The sequence below is a fragment of the Candidatus Accumulibacter phosphatis genome (assembly GCF_000024165.1).
In the GTDB taxonomy this organism is placed as follows: Bacteria; Pseudomonadota; Gammaproteobacteria; order Burkholderiales; family Rhodocyclaceae; genus Accumulibacter; species Accumulibacter phosphatis.
In genome coordinates this window covers 1-17,678 of record NC_013194.1, presented here as the reverse complement: position 1 = coordinate 17,678, position 17,678 = coordinate 1, and the positions used below count along the sequence as shown (strand labels likewise).

The following is a 17,678-nucleotide window of genomic DNA, read 5'->3' as shown; positions in this document are numbered from 1 at the left end:
ACGGAGCGGCAGGGCTTGGCCGAGTTCTTCAAGGTTTCCGACTGGTTCATCCCGCTGGCGCGCCGCCTACTGTATTTGTGGGTGCGCACCACCGTCTTTCCGGCAAGCGTTCAGGAACTTGGCCTCGACCCGGGCAAACCGGTCTGTTACGTCCTTCAGGACCGGCATCTCTCGAACCTGCTGGTTCTCTTCGAGGAGTCGAGGCAGGCCGGGTTGCCGCGCGCGGAGGCGCCGATGGCGATCGGCGGACAGCGCTTGCCGCGCTCCTTCTTCTTTCTCAACCGTGACCGCCGCCTGGCCGGCAGGGCACGCGACGGCGGCGCTCACTCCCCCTTGCTGGCGAGCCTGCTCGGCCAGGCGGTCGCCGACCCGCAAGTCGACGTGCAACTGGTGCCTGTCCTCATTCTCTGGGGACGCAGTCCGGACCAGCAGGATTCGATTCTCAAGGCGTTGTTCTCGGAAACCTGGCGACCGCCGGGCGCCTGGCGGCAGTTGCTGGCCATCCTGCTGCACGGCCGGCACGTACTGGTCCGCTACAACGCCCCGATCTCGCTGCGCGAACTGCTGCAGGGAGGGCTGGCCGAGGAGCCGGCGCTACGCAAGCTGTCGCGGGTACTGCGAGTCCATTTCCGCCGCCAGCGGCAGATGGCCATCGGGCCCGACCTCTCACACCGCAACACGCAGGTTAACGCCGTGCTCGCCGGTGAGCAGGTGCGCCTGGCGATCGCCAGCGAGGCAGCGACTCAGGGTATCTCGCCTGCCGAAGCAAGGGCGCGCGCCGCCCGCTTCGCGCTCGAGATCTCTTCCGACTATTCCTACGGTGTCGTGCGCGCGCTCGAACTGTTCCTCAACTGGTTGTGGACGCGCCTGTACGACGGTATCGAGTTGCACAATTTCGACGTCGTGAGTCGCATCGCAGCTGGCCACGAGATCGTCTACGTCCCGTGTCACCGCAGCCATATCGATTACCTGCTGCTCTCGTACATCATCCACCGCCAGGGACTCACGCCGCCACACATCGCTGCTGGCGCCAACCTCAACCTGCCGCTGGTCGGTTCGCTGTTGCGTCGTGGCGGTGCCTTCTTCCTGCGCCGCAGCTTCAAGGGAGAGCCGCTCTACGCGGCGGTTTTCCACGAATACCTGCACCTGATGCTGGCGCGCGGCTTCCCGATCGAGTACTTCATCGAAGGCGGGCGCAGCCGCAGCGGCAGGATGCTGGCGCCAAAAGCCGGCATCCTCGGCATGACAGTGCAAAGCTTCATCCGCGAGCATGTGCGGCCGCTGGTCTTCCTGCCAGTGTACATCGGTTACGAGAAGGTGATGGAGGGACGCACGTATCTCGATGAACTCGCTGGCCAGCCCAAGCAGCGCGAATCGCTATGGGGACTCTTCATGAGCGTGCGCAGCATCAAGCGAGTGTTCGGCAAGGTGCATGTCAACTTCGGCGCACCGCTGGCGCTGGCCGGCTTTCTCGATGTGCAGCAGCCGGGGTGGCGCGACGAACCCGCCGAAACGTTGTCGCACTGGTCACGCCGCGCCACGCGACACGCGGCAGCCGAACTTGCCAAGCGGATCAACGAGGCGGCCGTGCTCAACCCGGTCAATCTGGTCGCGCTCTCGCTGCTGGCCACGCCGAAGCACACCGCCGACGAGCACGCCCTGCAACGGATGATCGAACACTACCAGGCCCTCAGCAGTCTGGCGCCCTACGCGCCCACCACGATCGGCTGCGCGCTCGATCCGCAACAGGTCGTCGGCTACGCCGAGCGGCTGACGCTCGTCGAGCGTTTCCGCGATCCGCTCGGCGATCTGATTCGCGCGCCCCGGGAGCAGGCGCCACTGCTCGCCTACTTCCGCAACAACGTCCTGCACCTCTTTGCCCTGCCGGCGGTGATCGCCTGCCTGGTGAGCCATAACCGCGACCTCGACGCCGCGCGCGTCGCCCAGGCAGTGGCTGGCATCTGCTCCCTGATGCGGGCGGAACTGTTTCTGCGCTGGTCGGGCGACGAGCTTGCCGCAGCCAGCGAAGCCATCATTCGCGTGCTCCTCGCCCGCGCCCTGCTGCGTCACCCGGAAGCAGAAGGCCGGCTGGCCGCCCCCGAACCGATCAGCCAGGAGTTCGTCGAACTGCGCCTGCTCGGCGAAACCATTCGACCGCTGCTCGAACGTCACTTTCTCACCCTGGCGCTCCTCGAGCGGCATGGTTCGGGCCACCTGACTCGCCCGGCGCTGGAGGACAACTGCCATCGGCTGGCACAGCGGCTATCCCTGCTCTACGAGTTCAATACGCCCGAGTTTCCCGAGAAGGTGACCTTCGCGGCGTTCATCGGCAATCTGATCGAAGGCGAATTCCTGCACGAGACCGAGGACGGCCTACTGCACTTCGACGAGCGGCTGTTGACACCGCTGGCGCATTCGGAGCTCGTCCTCTCGGTCGAAGCCAGGCAAGCCATCCGACGGATGGCGCGCGCCGGCGTGGCGGCCTAGCCCCCCCGGCTTGGCGACGAATCGCGGCGAATCGCGACAAATGGCAACGCCGCTTAGACGCGTGCGCCCGGACCGCGCCTGGCGGCCTGCTCAAGGCGCTGCTTCTCGGCGAGCACCTTGTTCGCGTAACCCGTCTCCGGATCGTCGGGCGCGCCACCGTAGTGTTGCAGGCCAGCCGTCAGGCCGCCGCGCCAGCGGATTGCCTCTTCCAGGACATGCACGCCGACCTGGATGTTGGTCACCGGGTCGAGGAAAGGCTGCTCGCCTGCCCCTTGCGGCACTTTGTCCATGTGATAGCCCGGAATCACCTGCATCAGGCCCTTGGCGCCAAAAGCGCTTTCCGCGAACGGGTTGAAGCGCGACTCGATACCGATGATGGCGATGATCAGTAGCGGGTCGACGCGACGCTCGCGACCAACTGTCTGCGCGGCCTCGAAGACCGGAACCAGCGCTTCCGGGGCGACCCGGTAGCGACGCGAAACGAAGTCGAGAACGCGTTGCAGGTGTGGCGGCAGCGCCTCGGGAGCGGCCTTGACCGGCTCCGCCTCGGCCGCTTCGCTGACCGTTGCCACCTCGGCGGCCTGCTGCGCGTCGGTATCGCTACGGCCGCCGAAAAGAGGCTTGACCGCTCCCAGCAGGAGCATCAGGCCAACGATCATCATGCTGTGTTGAATAAAGCTCAAAGTGGCGTCCGTACGACGCCCGGTAATACTCTTTAGCGAGATAGTTGCGGACATGCTCTCTCCTTCACTTTGGTCGTCGCGCCAAGAAAAGACGGCACGACGATGGACGGTTACAGGCGGGTGCAAAGCCTCGAATACGCGGGAGGTACCTACCCTGAGGCCGGAACTCTGTGCGGTCTGGAAACCCACAGGCAGAGCGGCGAGAGTGCAGCAGAATAGCCGGGATTGGCTCGGTTGCTGCACGAGAAACTGCAGTGTATTGATTAATTTGAATTTCGTCAACCCGCCCCGACTGGCCAGGCCGCCAAGCGAAGCTCGCGGGCGCGCCGAACATGCCTTTCGCATTCTCCGGACACGCCCCGCCGGCGCACTCGGCGCCCTCCATCGCCCCGGCCCGAGCCCCTGCCTACGCGGTCGCAAATCGCCGGCGACGGTGCTCAAGGCTCCTTATAATGGCGCTTTGCCGCCCTCGGCGCGGACCCTACTCAGGATAACTGCATGGACGTCATGTCGCTGCTGGCCAGCCCTCAGGCCTGGCTGGCTTTCGCTACCCTTACCGCCCTCGAACTGGTACTCGGGATCGACAACATCATCTTCATTTCGATACTTGTCGATCGCCTGCCGCCAGCGACGCGCGAGAAGGCGCGCAAGCTTGGCCTGTTCCTGGCGATGTTCCTGCGCATCGCGCTGCTCTTGCTGTTGTCGGTAATCGTCGGCGCGACCGCGCCGCTCTTCAGCGCGTTCGGGCAGGCAATCTCGCCGCGCGATCTGATCCTGATTGGCGGCGGGGTCTTTCTGATCTGGAAGAGCACGCAGGAAATCCACCAACTGCTCGAAGGCCAAGAAGGGCACGCATCGACCGCGGTGCGCGCGACCTTCTCGGCGATCATCCTGCAGATCATCGTCATCGACATCGTCTTTTCGCTGGATTCAATCATTACCGCGGTCGGCATGGTCGACGAGGTCGCGGTGATGATCGCGGCTGTCGTCGCCTCGGTTGGCCTGATGATGCTGTTTGCCGCCGCCATCGGGCGCTTCGTTTCCGGACATCCGACGATAAAGATGCTGGCCCTCTCGTTCCTGATGGTCGTCGGTGTGGCACTGGTCGCCGAGGGCTTCGGCCACAAGGTGCCGAAGGGCTACATCTACTTTGCCATGGCCTTCTCGGTCACCGTCGAGATGCTCAACATCCGCCTGCGCCGCAAGTCGGTACCGCCAGTGCATCTGCACCAACCGTACACTCGCCGGGAGTCCGACTGAATGGGTGACTTGGGCATGAGCAAGGGCATCGACGTTCGCGGCCAACCGCTTGCCGGGGGAAAGGAGCCGCTGATCTGTACGCCGCTGGTCGCCCGCGATGAACCGTCCATTCTGCGCGAGGTGGCCGTCGTCTGCGCGAAGTGCCCCGACCTGATCGAATGGCGCGTCGATTTCTTCGCCGGCATCGCCGACAGCGCGCGCGTCGTCGCGCTGGCGAGGGAGATCAGGAAGCAGGCCGGCAGCGTGCCGATCATTTTCACGCGCCGCTCGACGCGCGAGGGCGGCGAGCCGATCGGGATAGAGGAAGAGCAGGTTCTGTCGCTCTACCGGGCCGTGTGCGAGACAGGCTGCGTCGATTTTGTAGACTACGAGATCAACAACGAGCCGCAGCATTTCCAGGCCGCACGGCAGGCTGCGCACCACTCTGGAGCCCAATTGATCGCCTCCTTTCATGACTTCCAGCAGACGCCGCCAGCCGCCGAGATCGTCGCCAAGCTGGTGACGATGGAGGAGGCTGGTGCCGACATCGCCAAGGTGGCGGTCACCCCGCGCGCCATCGACGACGTGCTGACGTTGCTCGGCGCGACACTCGCCGGCAGCCGGCAGCTCAGGCTGCCGATCATCAGCGTGTCGATGGGCCCCTACGGCTCGCTGAGCCGCCTCTTCGGCTGGACCTTCGGCTCGTCGGTGACCTTCGCGGTCGGCGACAAGGCGTCGGCTCCGGGTCAGGTAGCGATCGAGGACCTGCGCATCGTTCTCGACATCCTACGGCGCTCGCTGGCGGGAAAATGACTGCCGATCAAGCGCTGCATGTTGCCGGCGCCCCCTGGACAAGGCTTCCATGGACATCGTCTTACTTCTCTTTCTGATCCTGCTCAACGGCGTTCTCGCCATGTCGGAGATCGCCGTCGTTTCCTCGCGCCAATCGCGCCTGCAGAAGCTGGCTGACGACGGCAACCGGGGGGCGCGCTCGGCGTTGGCGCTTAGCCACGAGCCTTCGATCTTCCTGTCCACCGTCCAGGTCGGCATCACGACGGTAGGCATTCTCAACGGTGCCATCGGGGAAACCGCGCTGGCGGTACCGCTGGCCGAACGGCTGGCGGCATGGCCGCTCCTCGCGCCGCACGCGGAAGGCATCTCCCTGACGGTGGTCGTCGCCGGGTTGACCTATTTCTCGGTAGTCGTCGGCGAACTGGTACCCAAACGCCTCGGCCTGTTGTCACCGGAGCGCGTCGCCTCGGTGATCGCGCCACCGATGAACCTGCTCGCTCGGCTCGCGCGCCCACTGGTCTGGCTGTTGTCGTCGTCGTCGAACCTGTTCCTGCGCCTGCTGGGAGCGCGACGCACCCAGGAGTCTTCGGTAACCGACGACGAGATCAAGGTTCTGATGGGCCAGGGCGCCCAGTCGGGAGTGTTCCACGCCAGCGAGCAGGCCATCGTCGCCAATGTCCTGCGGCTGGACGAGCAGCGTATCAGTGCGATCATGACCCACCGCAAGGACATCTACCTGCTCGACCTGAACGAGAGTGAGGAGGAAATTCGCGAGCGCCTGGCCGAAAGCCCGTACAAACGTGTCGTCGTCTGTCGGGACGGCCCCGACCAGATCGTCGGCGTCCTGCGCACCAGCGATCTTCTCAAGGGGGCTCTCGCCGGCGAGCCTCTGTCGATCGAGCCCTTTGTGCGACCGGCTCTCTACGTGCCGGCCGGCGTAACGACGACGCAGTTGCTGGAAACCTTCCGCAGGGCTCGCCAACAATGCGCGCTGATGGTCGACGAATACGGCGAACTACAGGGCCTGGTGACACTCAGCGACGTGCTGACAGCGATAGTCGGCGACCTGCCGACCTCGGAGACGCCCGAGGAACAGGATATCGTCATCCGCGAGGATGGCTCGTGGCTGGTCGATGGCAGCGTCCCGGTTGAACGCGTCAAAGGGTTTCTCACGATCAGTGGCGACTGGCCCGGGGAGGACGAGAACGCGTTCAACACCCTGGGCGGCTTCATCATGTATGCCCTCGGACGCATACCGTCGGCGTCGGATCACTTCGAGTTGGCGGACTGGCGTTTCGAGGTGGTCGACATGGACGGCAATCGCGTAGACAAGGTCCTCATCGCCAAACGGGAACACGGTTCGGAAACAGCGGCGTCGGCACACGTTTCCGCCCGCTGATCCGGGTCAGCACGTCTGCATCGCCCTCGTCCACTTCCCGGGGACCACCATACCGGTCAGCGGCGACGAAGGAGACACCCGTACACTGCCACATTGACGACGATCACCACAGCCGCCAGGCCGTACTGGATCTCGCGCGTCAGCCCGACCGGGTAAAGGATCGGCAAGAGATAGTGGTCGATGAAGCTGCCCGCATAACCAGCCTCGCCAGCAGCCTGCCGGAAGCGGTTCTCGAGCGGCGTCAGCGGGCAGATCCAGCCACTCAGTTCTATGGCGGCGCCCCAGCAAGCGGCGGGCAGGTGCACCCATGCCAGCCTTGGCCAGCGCCGCGCCAGGACGCCGCCAAGAACGACGAACGCGATGAACAGGAAGTGCAGCACGACGATGCCGTCGGCCAGGAGGCGGTTGACCATGCTGACCTCAGAACCCTTCGTTGAAACCGCGGATCTGCCGTCTGGCCTTCTTGGTCGGCCGGCCGCGCAGGTCGCTGCCGGGCACTGGCGCGAGCAAGCGTGTTTCCCGCTGCGTGGCGCGCCGCTCGCTGCTGGCGCGCGTCTCTTCGTAAAGTTGCTGCGCTTCGACTGCCGGGCGCCGCTGTTCATTGAGGCCGCGGACGACGACGCTCCAGATGGTGTCGCCGATGGCGATCTCGAGGCTGTCGCCGCAACGCAGGTCGCGCGCGGGCTTGACGGGATGGCCAGCGAGCCTGACGTGGCCGGCGGCGATCGCCTGTGCCGCCAGCGAGCGCGTCTTGTAGAAGCGTGCCGTCCACAGCCATTTGTCGATCCGTATGTACTCAATGGCCGGGTGCCCGGAAGTCGTCATCGTCACTCTCTGCTGGGCCGTTTGCCGAGTTTTCGCTGCAGCGTCCGGCGGTGCATTTTCAGGGCCCGGGCGGTCGCCGAGACATTCCCCTGGTGCTCGCCCAGGATCCGCTGGATGTGTTCCCATTCGAGGCGGTCGATGGACAGCGGTGAGTCGGCAACCGCCATCGCCGCGTCGCCCTCGCTGCTCTTGTTGAGTGCCGCGACGATTTCGTCCGCGTCGCACGGTTTGGCGAGGTAATGGACGGCACCGAGCTTGATCGCCTCGATCGCCGTGGCGATGCTCGCGTAACCCGTCAGCATGACGATGCGCGTGTTGGGGTCGAGTTCCATCAGCTTGTCGATCAGCCGCAGACCGGATTCCCCGGGCATCTTGAGGTCGACCACCGCATATTCGGGAGCCTGCGCCTGGGCTTTCACGAGCGCCGCTTCGACACTGGCGGCGACGCTCACCGCGTAGCCGCGACGCTCGAGAGCGCGCGCGAGGACGCGTCGGAACGCGTCGTCGTCATCGACCAGCAGTAGCGTCGAACGTTCGTCGTCAGGCTGTTTCAGGTTTCGCTCAGGCATCGGCTTCAGGCTTTCAGTCGGGACATTGGCAGGGTGACGCGAGTACAGGCACCCCCACGCCGGTCGGTGCGGTTGAAGAGTTCGACCTTGCCGCCGAAGCGCTCGACGGTCGCGTTGGAAAGAAACAGGCCGATACCGATGCCGCCGGGCCGCTCCGGGGTGATGGCCTTGGTACTGAAGTACATGTCGCCAAGACGCTCCGCGGCGTCGACGTTGAGCCCCGGGCCGCAGTCGAGAATTTCGATGCGGCAGGTTTCGCCATCCCAGTTGGCGGCGAAACGGAGTGCTTCCTGGCTGGCGCCGTTGGCATCGGCGGCATTGTCGAGCAGGTTGAGGATGGCCTGTTCGAGAGTGCGGTCGGCGGCGATCAGGGGTGCCGGCTGTGTGCCTTGCAGCGCGACGCTGAGCAGGGCGTGCGGGCGGATGATCTGCCATTCGTCGAGCAGGCGATGCAGGTAGGCGTCGAGCGTCATCGAGCGCAAGCTCTCGTCGCGGCTCTGCCCGGTCGAGGCCAGGATCTGCGAAATCGTCTGCTTGCAGCGATCGACCTGTTCGCGCAGCAGCGTCAAGTCTTCCCGGATCTCGGGGTCGTTCTCATGGCTCAGTTGCAGCTCGCGGATGACGATTGCCATCGTCCCCAGCGGCGTTCCCAACTGGTGGGCAGCTCCGGCCGCGAGCGTGCCGAGTGCGAGGATCTGTTCGTTGCGCAAGGTGGCCTCGCGGGCCGCGGCCAGTTGGCGCTCGCGGTCCTTGAGGGCGGCGGCCATGCGGGTCAGGAAGAAAACGACGACGCCGACGCTGATCACGAAGTTGAGCCACATGCCGAGAACGTGCAGGGCAAAGCTGTTGCTGTGCCCCGCGTGTTCACCGCCAGCGGTGGCGCGTGCGAGCAGGGCGTCGAGTTCTGCCAGATCGCCTCGCGGTGACGGCAGCGGCAGGTTCCAGAAGATCAGCGAGGTGTACGCAGCCAGGGTGATTGCGGCCATCGCCCAGGCGTGCCGGGCCGGCAGCATCGCGGCGGCAAGCGTTGGCGGCAGCAGGAACAGCGAGACGAAGGGATTCGCCGACCCGCCTGCGAAGTAGAGCAGCAGGCCGAGGATCCCGGCGTCGAATGCGAGGTGGAGGAGGATTTCGTTCTCGCTGACCGGTGCCCCCTTGTCGAGTCGCCACTGGGTGATCAGATTGACCGCGGCAAGCAGCGCAATGAGCGCGCTCATCGGCACTACCTCGAGCGGGATACCGAGCCAGGTGACCGCCAGAACCAGCACGATCGCCTGCATCAGCACTTCGATCCGGCGCAGCATTACCAGGCGCACCAGCGGGTTGGCTGTGCCTGTGAGAAAAAACGGAGGCTGGCGGTGATTGGCTGGAGGCATTTGTCGATGCAGTACCGGGCGGCACTCGTGGGCGAATTCTACGCCCTGGGCGCGGCGCTGGTTCGCGTGCGGCAATCTGTCGCATCTCGCCGCGGGGGATCGAAAGGCCGCGCGAGGGCACGAATCTCGGCGTTGCTGGCGCCCCTGCGGGTGCGTACTTGTGGCGTCGGCGCTGGTCGGCAAGCGCGGGATTCGGCACCCCGCGTGCGCAAAGCCGACCCAGATCTGCCGGAAAGCAGTATATTCGCCAGCCGATGGACAACAAACCTACTTCCTCTGGCGGCAAACCGGCCGTCGTGCTTCTTTCCGGTGGGCTCGACTCGGCCACGACGCTGGCCATCGCGCGCGCCGACGGTTTCGCCTGCCATTGTCTGTCGATCGATTACGGCCAGCGTCATCGCGCCGAACTGGCGGCCGCGGCACTGCTGGCCGAGGCGCTGGGCGCGCGTGAGCATCGTCAGCTGCGCCTGACGCTGGAGGTCTTCGGCGGCTCGGCATTGACCGACGAGCGGATCGCCGTTCCCGTTGATGGTGTGCACTCGGGGATTCCGATCACCTACGTGCCGGCGCGCAACACCGTCATGCTCTCGCTGGCGCTGGCCTGGGCCGAGGTGCTGGGCAGCCGCGACATCTTTGTCGGCGTCAACGCCGTGGACTACTCGGGATATCCCGACTGTCGGCCCGAGTACATCGCGGCCTACGAGAAAATGGCCAACCTGGCTACCCGGGCTGCGGTGCAAGGCGCCAGCCTGACGATCCATGCGCCGCTGATGGGTCTGGGCAAGGCGGAGATCATCCAGCGCGGAATCACCCTCGGCGTGGATTACGGCCTCACCGTTTCGTGCTATCAGGCCGATCGGGATGGGCGAGCCTGCGGGGTGTGCGATTCGTGTCGATTGCGCCGCGCCGGCTTCAGCGCTGCCGGCATGGCGGACCCCACGCGCTACGCTGGTTGACGAACCGGCCACCGGTGGCCATGGCCTTTTGCGGCGTGCTTGCTCGCCCCCGGAAAGGTGTAGTCATCAGCATCGATGGACGAGGACGGGTGTTCGACAACATCCTCGTCGAGCGGCTTTGGCGGAACGTCAAGCATGCGGACGTGTATCTGAATCGAGTCTTGTCTTGACTTCGGGGGCCACTTTACACTCTGGCTTCGCGCCTCTTCCGATGCGCGTCGACCACGCTCGTTAGATCAACCCACTCGCTTTCGCCTTCTATGCCCTGCAGACGTTTGAGGTTGCGAGCACGTTCGTACTTGCGTAGCGGTCGGTCAACGATCCTGGCATCGGAGATGTCGATCAAACCAAACTCGTGATCCGGCGTGTACACCACGTTGCCAAGATGCAACGAACGGAAATACACGCCGCTGTCGTGTAGGCTGACGACGAAACGAGTGAACGCCTCTTTGAGCTCTTGCTCGATGCCTGCATCGAGCGCTTCCCGCCGGATCTCGCGCAGCGTCCTGCCGGGCAGCGGTTGGTAGCGAACGGCATCGCGCTCGATCGATGGAATCCGGAATAGATCCAGGATCTCCGGAACCCGGATGCCCAGTCTACGCAGAGACGCCGCATTGTCGGCAAAGCGTTTTGCATAGGGATACCATGCCGCGGATGACAGCCACCGCTTGCGCCTGAACAACTTGACTATCGTTCCGTCAGCCAGCAGCAACACTTTGTCGCCATAACTGTCGGCCTCAAGTACGCTCGCCCCGGAACGCATGTTCACGAAGGCATCGTTGTCGAGTTTTTTCACGCTGTCGCCCCGTCGAGAAAGCACCGAGTTTACCTTGTCACCGCACTGGGCGGCACAACCCGGCAGCCGCCTTGGTGTCAGCCTTCGCGCCATCCGCAGCAGGGCAGCGGAGCGGCATCATGCCGCGAACCACACCGGTAACCGAAATAGCTCTTAGAATGCTGCCTTTTCGCTCCTCTTCTACTTCCGTCGATGAACTTCATACATGCCCTGCGCGCCGCCTGGCGTGGTCGAAACAGCCTTCTTTGCGTGGGCCTTGATCCTGACCCCGCGCGCTTCCCTGCTCACCTGCAGCAATCGCCGAATGCCATTCTTGACTTCTGCCGCACCATCGTCGATGCCACCGCTGATCTTGTCTGCTGCTTCAAGCCACAGATCGCGTACTTCGCCGCGCACCGCGCCGAGGACCAACTGGAAGCACTGATCGATCACATCCACCAACGGCACCCAGCGACACCGGTGATTCTCGATGCCAAGCGTGGTGACATAGGCAGCACGGCCGAACAGTACGCCATCGAGGCTTTCGAACGTTTCAAGGCGGATGCGATCACGGTCAATCCCTACCTCGGACGCGACTCTGTCGAGCCCTATCTGGCTTACCAAGACAAGGGCATCATCCTGCTTTGCCGCACATCGAACCCGGGCGGCAATGACCTACAGTTTCTCGATGTCGGTGGGGAGAAGCTTTACGAACGGGTTGCTCGCCTGGTTAACGAGGAATGGAACCAGAACGGCCAATGCGCTTTGGTCGTTGGTGCCACCTATCCCAATGAAATCGCTCGTGTTCGCGGCTTGACCGGCGAGATGCCGCTGCTCGTACCGGGTATCGGCGCCCAGGGTGGCGACATCGAAAGCACCGTGCGCGCCGGATGCACGTCCGCCGGCTACGGCCTGATGATCAATTCTTCGCGCGCCATCCTCTACGCCGGTAGTGGCGAGGACTACGCAGACGCTGCACGCCGTGTCGCCCTCGCGACACGAGCGGACATCAACCGATATCGACCACTCGTCTGACAGGGTGCCGCGTCAGACGTCGATGTTGCGGGCGGCCAGGGCGTTGGTTTCGATGAAATTGCGGCGCGGCTCGACCAGCTCACCCATCAGGGTCGTAAAGATCTCGTCGGCACCGATCGCGTCTTCGATTTGTACCTTCAGAAGACGCCGCACCTTTGGGTCCATCGTGGTCTCCCAGAGTTGCTCCGGGTTCATCTCGCCGAGACCCTTGTAGCGCTGCTTGCTGACGCTGCGCTCCACTTCGCTGAGCAACCACTGCATCGTTTCGGCGAAGCTGCTGACCGCCTGTTTCTTCTCGGCACGCACGACGACACCGCCCGGACCAAACAGACCCGCCAGCATCTCCGCCGTCTTGCGGAGTTGAGCATAGTCGCCGCTGACCAGAAGATCGTCATCAATAACCCCCAGCTTGAGATTTCCATGCAGTATCTTCTCAAGCCTCAGCTGCCAGCGCTCCTGTGCGGTATCGAAGCGCGCCACGATATTGATGTCGAGCTTGCTGCCCACCGCTTTCATCAAGGCGTCGGCGCTTGCCATCGCCGACGCTTCATCGGCCAGGTCAATCGCCAGATTGGCGTCGATCAGCGCATGCAGAACTTCCGGATTGATCAGGTGCGAGAGGCGATTGATCACCGCCTCGGCCAGGAGGTACTGGCGAGCCAGTTGTTCCAGCGTCGACCCGGAGATCTCCGGCGCACCCGCAACGGGAATCAGCACTGCACCCTCGAGGGCCAGCGTCAAGAGGAACTGCTTGAGCGCCTGATCGTCCTTGATGTAGCGCTCGGTCTTTCCGTGCTTGACCTTGTAGAGCGGTGGCTGAGCGATATAGATGTGACCGCTTTCGACCAACTCCGGCATCTGGCGATAGAAGAAAGTCAGCAGCAGGGTACGTATGTGCGCACCATCGACATCGGCATCGGTCATGATGATCAGTCGGTGGTAGCGCAGCTTCTCCGGCTTGTATTCATCCTTGCCGATGCCGGTCCCCAGCGCGGTGATCAGCGTTGCGATCTCCTGCGAGGAAATCAGCTTGTCGAAACGTGCTTTCTCGACATTCAGAATCTTGCCCTTGAGCGGTAGAATTGCCTGAAACTTGCGGTCCCGACCCTGCTTCGCCGAGCCGCCCGCCGAGTCACCCTCGACCAGATAGAGTTCGCAAAGCGCCGGATCCTTTTCCTGGCAATCGGCAAGCTTGCCGGGCAGCCCGACACCGTCGAGCAGACCCTTCCGACGCGTCATCTCTCTCGCCTTGCGCGCTGCATCCCGGGCACGCGCCGCTTCGATGATCTTGCCGGTAATTACCTTGGCATCGACTGGACGCTCCTGAAGATACTCGCTGAGTTTCGCCGCGACGACCTCTTCAACCGCCGGACGGGCCTCCGACGAGACCAGCTTCATCTTGGTCTGCGAAGCAAACTTCGGGTCCGGCATCTTCACTGACAGCACGCAGGCCAGACCTTCGCGCATATCATCACCAGTAATATCGACTTTCGCCTTCTTGGCGATTTCGTTTTCTTCGATGTAGCGGTTGATTACCCGCGTCATCGCCGCACGCAGGCCGGTCATGTGAGTTCCACCGTCGGCTTGCGGAATGTTGTTCGTGAAGCACAGCACCTGCTCGGCATAGCTGTCGTTCCACTGCATCGCCACTTCGACGCTGATCACCCCATTACCCCCCGCCGAGTCGCCGCTGGCATAAAAGATATTCGGGTGAAGAACCGACTTGGTTCGGTTTATGTACTCGACAAAACCTCTGACACCCCCGAGGAAGGCGAAATCCTCCTCCTTGCCGGTGCGCTGGTCGTTGAGGCGGATCTTGACTCCATTGTTCAGGAACGAGAGTTCGCGCAGGCGCTTGGCGATGATCTCGTAGTGGAACTCGATCTGGCCAAATATTTCCTCGTCGGCCATGAAGTGCAGCTCCGTCCCACGCTTCTCGGTTGCTGCGACGACCCGCAGCGGCGAGACCTCGACACCCTTCTGCACTTCGAGCAAGCGGTCTACGACGGTGCCTCTGTTGAACTCCAGCAAGTACTTCTTGCCTTCGCGGCGAATGATCAGGCGCAACCACCTGGACAGCGCGTTGACGCACGACACGCCAACACCATGCAGACCACCCGACACCTTGTACGAATTTTGATTGAACTTGCCGCCGGCGTGCAGCACGCACATCACTATCTCGGCGGCAGATCGCCGTGGTTCGTGCTTGTCGTCGAACTTGATGCCAGTCGGTATGCCACGACCGTTGTCGGTCACGGAGATCGAATTGTCGGCGTGAATGGTGATGACTATCTCGTCACAGTGGCCGGCCAGGGCTTCGTCGATGGCATTATCGACGACTTCGAAAACCATGTGGTGCAAGCCCGTGCCGTCCGACGTGTCGCCGATGTACATTCCAGGACGCTTGCGAACCGCCTCCAGACCCTCGAGTTGCTGAATGCTCGACTCGTCGTAGGCGGACTCTTCGTTCTCTTCAATCATTGTCAATCCAGTGTGTATTTCCTGTTGAATCCGTGTCGCCGACGCGCCACCCCAAGTCACTTCTAGATGCGCATCGGCATGACCACATACTTGAATCGGTCATTGCCGGGGATCGTCAGCAGGGCGCTTGAATTCGCGTCGTTGAATCCCCACTCGATAGTGTCGTCCACCGTGTTGTTCAGGACATCCAGCAGATAGGCAACGTTGAAGCCGACGTCGAGCGGTTCACCGTTGTACTCGACTTCGATCTCCTCCTGCGCTTCTTCCTGCTCGGCATTCGCCGCCATGATCTTCAGGCTGCCTGCCGAAAGGATCAGGCGAACGCCGCGAAACTTCTCGTTGGTCAGAATCGCGGCGCGGATCATCGACTGCAACAGCAGGCCGCGACTGACAGACACAACATTTCTGAGGGTTGCCGGAATCACCCTCTCGTAATCGGGAAACCGCCCGTCGATCAGCTTGGATACCAGACTGACATGCCCGAACTGGAAGCGAATCTGAGTCGCCAGCATTTCAATCGACAGCGGCTCGTCGGTGTCGGTGAGCAATCGACTGAGTTCGAGGACCGTCTTGCGAGGGACAATCAGTTCCTGGCGGGCCGCGCCCGGCTCGCGTGGAGCTTGCGCTGCGTCATCGAGAGGCATGCTTGAATAGGCAAGCCGGTGGCCGTCAGTTGCAACCGCCCGTAGTTCGCTTCCGTCAACGATCAGCAACAGCCCATTGAGATAGTAGCGCACGTCCTGAGCGGCCATCGAATACTGCGTCTGCGCAAGCAGGTGGCGGAACTGCTTCTGCGACACCGTGAACTTCTTGGTCTCTCCTTCGGACAGTGCCATGCAGGGAAAGTCGTCAGCCGGCAGCGTCTGCAGGCTGAAACGACTCTTGCCTGCCGTCAGCTGCAGTCGTTTATCGTCGAGAATAAGGCTGACATCGGCACTCTCCGGCAAGGAACGAAGGATTTCCTGCAGCTTCCGCGCGCCCACCGTCACCGCCCCATCGCCCTCACCGACAGCTCCCGTGCTCCAGGTTGTAATCTGAATCTCGATGTCCGTCGCGAGAAGCGTCAGTACGTCCCCTCTCTTCTCGAGCAGCACATTGGAAAGAATCGGCAGTGTGTGACGCCTCTCGACGATTCCCGAAACTGCTTGCAGGGGTCCCAGCAGAGTGTCACGCCGTGTTTTGATAAGAAGCATATCTATAGATCCTATAAAGACAATTGTCGGGACAAATCTGTTGATATTGGCAATTTCTCTTTACACTTCAATGAATTACATTCAATGTTCGGTCTGTACAAGAGCGGTATGGCGCTGTGGATAGAAACTGACAACTTGTCCACAACACCCTTCTGCCGACCTTCTCCACCAGTTGTCCAGCCCTTTCCCACGGACTTCTACACGCTGTTCAGCCCTTCAGTACCTGTAGCAGAACATGCACGTCGTGGTTCAGCTCGTTGTCCTTGGCACGCAGATCGTCGATGGTTCGTACTGCGTGCAGCACGGTGGTATGGTCACGCCCGCCAAACGCCTCACCGATCGACGGATAGCTCTGCGAGGTCAGATTCTTGGTCAGCCACATGGCGATTTGCCGGGGTCGAACGATGACCCGTGTTCGCTTCTTGGAGAACAGGTCGGCAACCTTGATCTTGAAGTAATCTGCTACCGTCTTCTGGATGTTGTCCACGGTGATCTGCCGATTCACGGAGCCAATTACGTCCTTGAGTGCCTCTTTGGCCAGGTCCAGAGCAATCTCTCGGCCATGAAAAGCCGAGTACGCGAGAACCTTCTTGAGAGCGCCTTCCAGCTCGCGAACGTTCGAACGTAGATGCTTGGCCACATAGAAAGCCACCTCGTCGTCGAGAAGCACGCCTTCGAGTTCCGCCTTCTTCTTGAGGATCGCCACCCGCATTTCGGTTTCCGGAGGTTCGATCTGCACCGTCAGCCCCCAGTCGAAGCGGGTGACCAGACGATCCTCAAGCCCGGATATGTTCTTCGGATAGGTATCGGAACTTATCACCAGTTGTTTCTTGGCTTCGCTCAAGGCATTGAAAACGAAAAAAAACTCTTCCTGTGTTCGGTTCTTGCCATTGAAGAAATGCACATCGTCGAGGAGTAGCACATCGAGCGAGCGATAGTAGCGCTTGAAGACGTCAAAGGACTTCTGCTGATAGGCGCGGACCACATCGGAGTAGTAGTCCTCGGCGTGCACATACCGCACGATCCTGTCGGGGAAACACTCGAGGATGTGATTGCCGATGGCATGGATCAGGTGCGTCTTGCCGAGACCTGCCCCACCGTAGATGAACAACGGGTTATAGGTCGCTTCGCCAGGGCTGATCGCCACCTGTCGGGAAGCGGCGCGGGCCAGGTCGTTGGCCTTTCCCACGATAAGGTTTTCGAAAGTGAATGTGGGAATCAGCCGCGTCTTCTCGTAACTCGGTCTGTCGCGGTCCACCAGCGAGCCATTCTTCAGCAAGGACGTGTGCCGGTTAACCGCATTCACCTTGGCCGCCGTTTTCCCATCCCCGGATGGGCTGTCCTTGCTCGGTGAATCCGGAGCAAGGTCCTTTGGCGGTGCGGCGCGCCCACCCAGCGTCAACGTGATACCGACGGGCGCTGCAAAGTACTCGCTCCCCAACTCTTCAATCCGCGCCAGATAGCGTTCCTTCACCCATTTGAGGATGAAACCGTTTGGCGCCAGCAGGCGCAAGCCACGCGCAAAATCCTCCTCGCCTTCGAGACGAAGGGGCCGGATCCAGGTATTGAACTGCTGAGGGGGAAGTTCCTGTTCGAACTGGCTCAGACACGAGGACCAGAAACTACTCATCACGGGTCATGGGATGCAATCCTGAAGTGGCGTACTCGCAACGGCTCGCTAGCCAGAGTAAAATTTTTATTAAAATCAACGGCATAAAACATTGTCTCGACGACTCCAGCGCAATGAGCGACGCGTTGGAAAGGAAGAGCCATCGCCGGTCCAAAGGCAAGCCAGTGCCTTGTTGCGAGCGTTTCAAGAGCGAATTCTAACCCGTCGGCGGAAAGTTATCCACAGCGGCAGCAAAAAT

Annotated in this window: 15 protein-coding genes and 1 pseudogene; 7 read left to right on the top strand and 9 right to left on the bottom strand. The window is 62.2% G+C overall.

The features are described from left to right. Positions 1-15 precede the first annotated feature (15 nt). Complete coding sequence (gene plsB / locus CAP2UW1_RS00080) at positions 16-2,487, top strand: glycerol-3-phosphate 1-O-acyltransferase PlsB (protein WP_012806847.1); 2,472 nt, start codon at positions 16-18, stop codon at positions 2,485-2,487. A gap of 53 nt (positions 2,488-2,540) precedes the next feature. On the opposite strand, the gene CAP2UW1_RS00075 is transcribed toward plsB, so the two are convergent. Next, the gene (locus CAP2UW1_RS00075) at positions 2,541-3,224 is read right to left on the bottom strand and encodes a transglycosylase SLT domain-containing protein (protein ID WP_012806846.1); all 684 of its coding nucleotides are present in this window, start codon (positions 3,222-3,224) and stop codon (positions 2,541-2,543) included. A gap of 444 nt (positions 3,225-3,668) precedes the next feature. Between CAP2UW1_RS00075 and CAP2UW1_RS00070 the strand changes: the two genes are divergently transcribed. Genes CAP2UW1_RS00070 through CAP2UW1_RS00060 form a run of 3 tightly spaced genes read left to right on the top strand, consistent with a single transcriptional unit; the run spans position 3,669 to position 6,600 of the window. Continuing rightward, positions 3,669-4,430, top strand: coding sequence for a TerC family protein (locus CAP2UW1_RS00070; RefSeq protein WP_012806845.1), 762 nt, complete (start codon positions 3,669-3,671; stop codon positions 4,428-4,430). Beyond that, positions 4,431-5,222 (top strand): type I 3-dehydroquinate dehydratase, encoded by a 792-nt coding sequence (gene aroD, locus CAP2UW1_RS00065; protein WP_012806844.1) that lies wholly within the window; start codon positions 4,431-4,433, stop codon positions 5,220-5,222. Positions 5,223-5,271: 49 nt separating this feature from the next. Next, positions 5,272-6,600 carry a hemolysin family protein gene (locus CAP2UW1_RS00060; protein WP_012806843.1) on the top strand — a complete coding sequence of 443 codons (1,329 nt, stop codon included), beginning with the start codon at positions 5,272-5,274 and terminating at the stop codon, positions 6,598-6,600. A gap of 56 nt (positions 6,601-6,656) precedes the next feature. Here CAP2UW1_RS00060 and CAP2UW1_RS00055 read toward each other — a convergent pair whose 3' ends face one another. Genes CAP2UW1_RS00055 through CAP2UW1_RS00040 form a run of 4 tightly spaced genes read right to left on the bottom strand, consistent with a single transcriptional unit; the run spans position 6,657 to position 9,370 of the window. Beyond that, complete coding sequence (locus CAP2UW1_RS00055) at positions 6,657-7,013, bottom strand: DUF2784 domain-containing protein (RefSeq protein WP_012806842.1); 357 nt, start codon at positions 7,011-7,013, stop codon at positions 6,657-6,659. A gap of 7 nt (positions 7,014-7,020) precedes the next feature. After that, positions 7,021-7,425, bottom strand: coding sequence for an RNA-binding S4 domain-containing protein (locus tag CAP2UW1_RS00050; protein ID WP_012806841.1), 405 nt, complete (start codon positions 7,423-7,425; stop codon positions 7,021-7,023). A gap of 2 nt (positions 7,426-7,427) precedes the next feature. After that, positions 7,428-7,994, bottom strand: a complete 567-nt coding sequence (locus tag CAP2UW1_RS00045; RefSeq protein WP_012806840.1) for a response regulator transcription factor — start codon at positions 7,992-7,994, stop codon at positions 7,428-7,430. A 5-nt stretch (positions 7,995-7,999) separates the two neighbouring features. Continuing rightward, positions 8,000-9,370, bottom strand: a complete 1,371-nt coding sequence (locus CAP2UW1_RS00040; protein WP_012806839.1) for an ATP-binding protein — start codon at positions 9,368-9,370, stop codon at positions 8,000-8,002. Between the two features lie 254 nt (positions 9,371-9,624). Between CAP2UW1_RS00040 and queC the strand changes: the two genes are divergently transcribed. Together queC and CAP2UW1_RS25140 are read left to right on the top strand one after the other, a co-directional pair. Then, a complete protein-coding gene (queC, locus tag CAP2UW1_RS00035; RefSeq protein WP_012806838.1) occupies positions 9,625-10,326 on the top strand; it encodes a 7-cyano-7-deazaguanine synthase QueC in 702 nt (233 codons plus the stop codon). A gap of 23 nt (positions 10,327-10,349) precedes the next feature. Continuing rightward, a pseudogene (locus tag CAP2UW1_RS25140) lies at positions 10,350-10,478 on the top strand (IS3 family transposase); the annotation flags it as partial. A 32-nt stretch (positions 10,479-10,510) separates the two neighbouring features. Here CAP2UW1_RS25140 and CAP2UW1_RS00030 read toward each other — a convergent pair. Further along, positions 10,511-11,215, bottom strand: a complete 705-nt coding sequence (locus CAP2UW1_RS00030) for a BUD32 family EKC/KEOPS complex subunit (RefSeq protein ID WP_199931531.1) — start codon at positions 11,213-11,215, stop codon at positions 10,511-10,513. A 99-nt stretch (positions 11,216-11,314) separates the two neighbouring features. On the opposite strand from CAP2UW1_RS00030, the gene pyrF reads away from it, so the two are divergent. Next, positions 11,315-12,136: an orotidine-5'-phosphate decarboxylase gene (gene pyrF / locus CAP2UW1_RS00025; protein WP_012806836.1), complete on the top strand. Its 822-nt coding sequence runs from the start codon at positions 11,315-11,317 to the stop codon at positions 12,134-12,136. Between the two features lie 12 nt (positions 12,137-12,148). On the opposite strand, the gene gyrB is transcribed toward pyrF, so the two are convergent. The 3 genes from gyrB to dnaA form a co-directional block, all read right to left on the bottom strand. After that, positions 12,149-14,617: a DNA topoisomerase (ATP-hydrolyzing) subunit B gene (gyrB, locus tag CAP2UW1_RS00020; protein WP_012806835.1), complete on the bottom strand. Its 2,469-nt coding sequence runs from the start codon at positions 14,615-14,617 to the stop codon at positions 12,149-12,151. Positions 14,618-14,679: 62 nt separating this feature from the next. After that, positions 14,680-15,810, bottom strand: a complete 1,131-nt coding sequence (gene dnaN / locus CAP2UW1_RS00015; protein WP_012806834.1) for a DNA polymerase III subunit beta — start codon at positions 15,808-15,810, stop codon at positions 14,680-14,682. Positions 15,811-16,018: 208 nt separating this feature from the next. Beyond that, positions 16,019-17,440 (bottom strand): chromosomal replication initiator protein DnaA, encoded by a 1,422-nt coding sequence (gene dnaA / locus CAP2UW1_RS00010; protein WP_012806833.1) that lies wholly within the window; start codon positions 17,438-17,440, stop codon positions 16,019-16,021. Positions 17,441-17,678 lie beyond the last annotated feature (238 nt).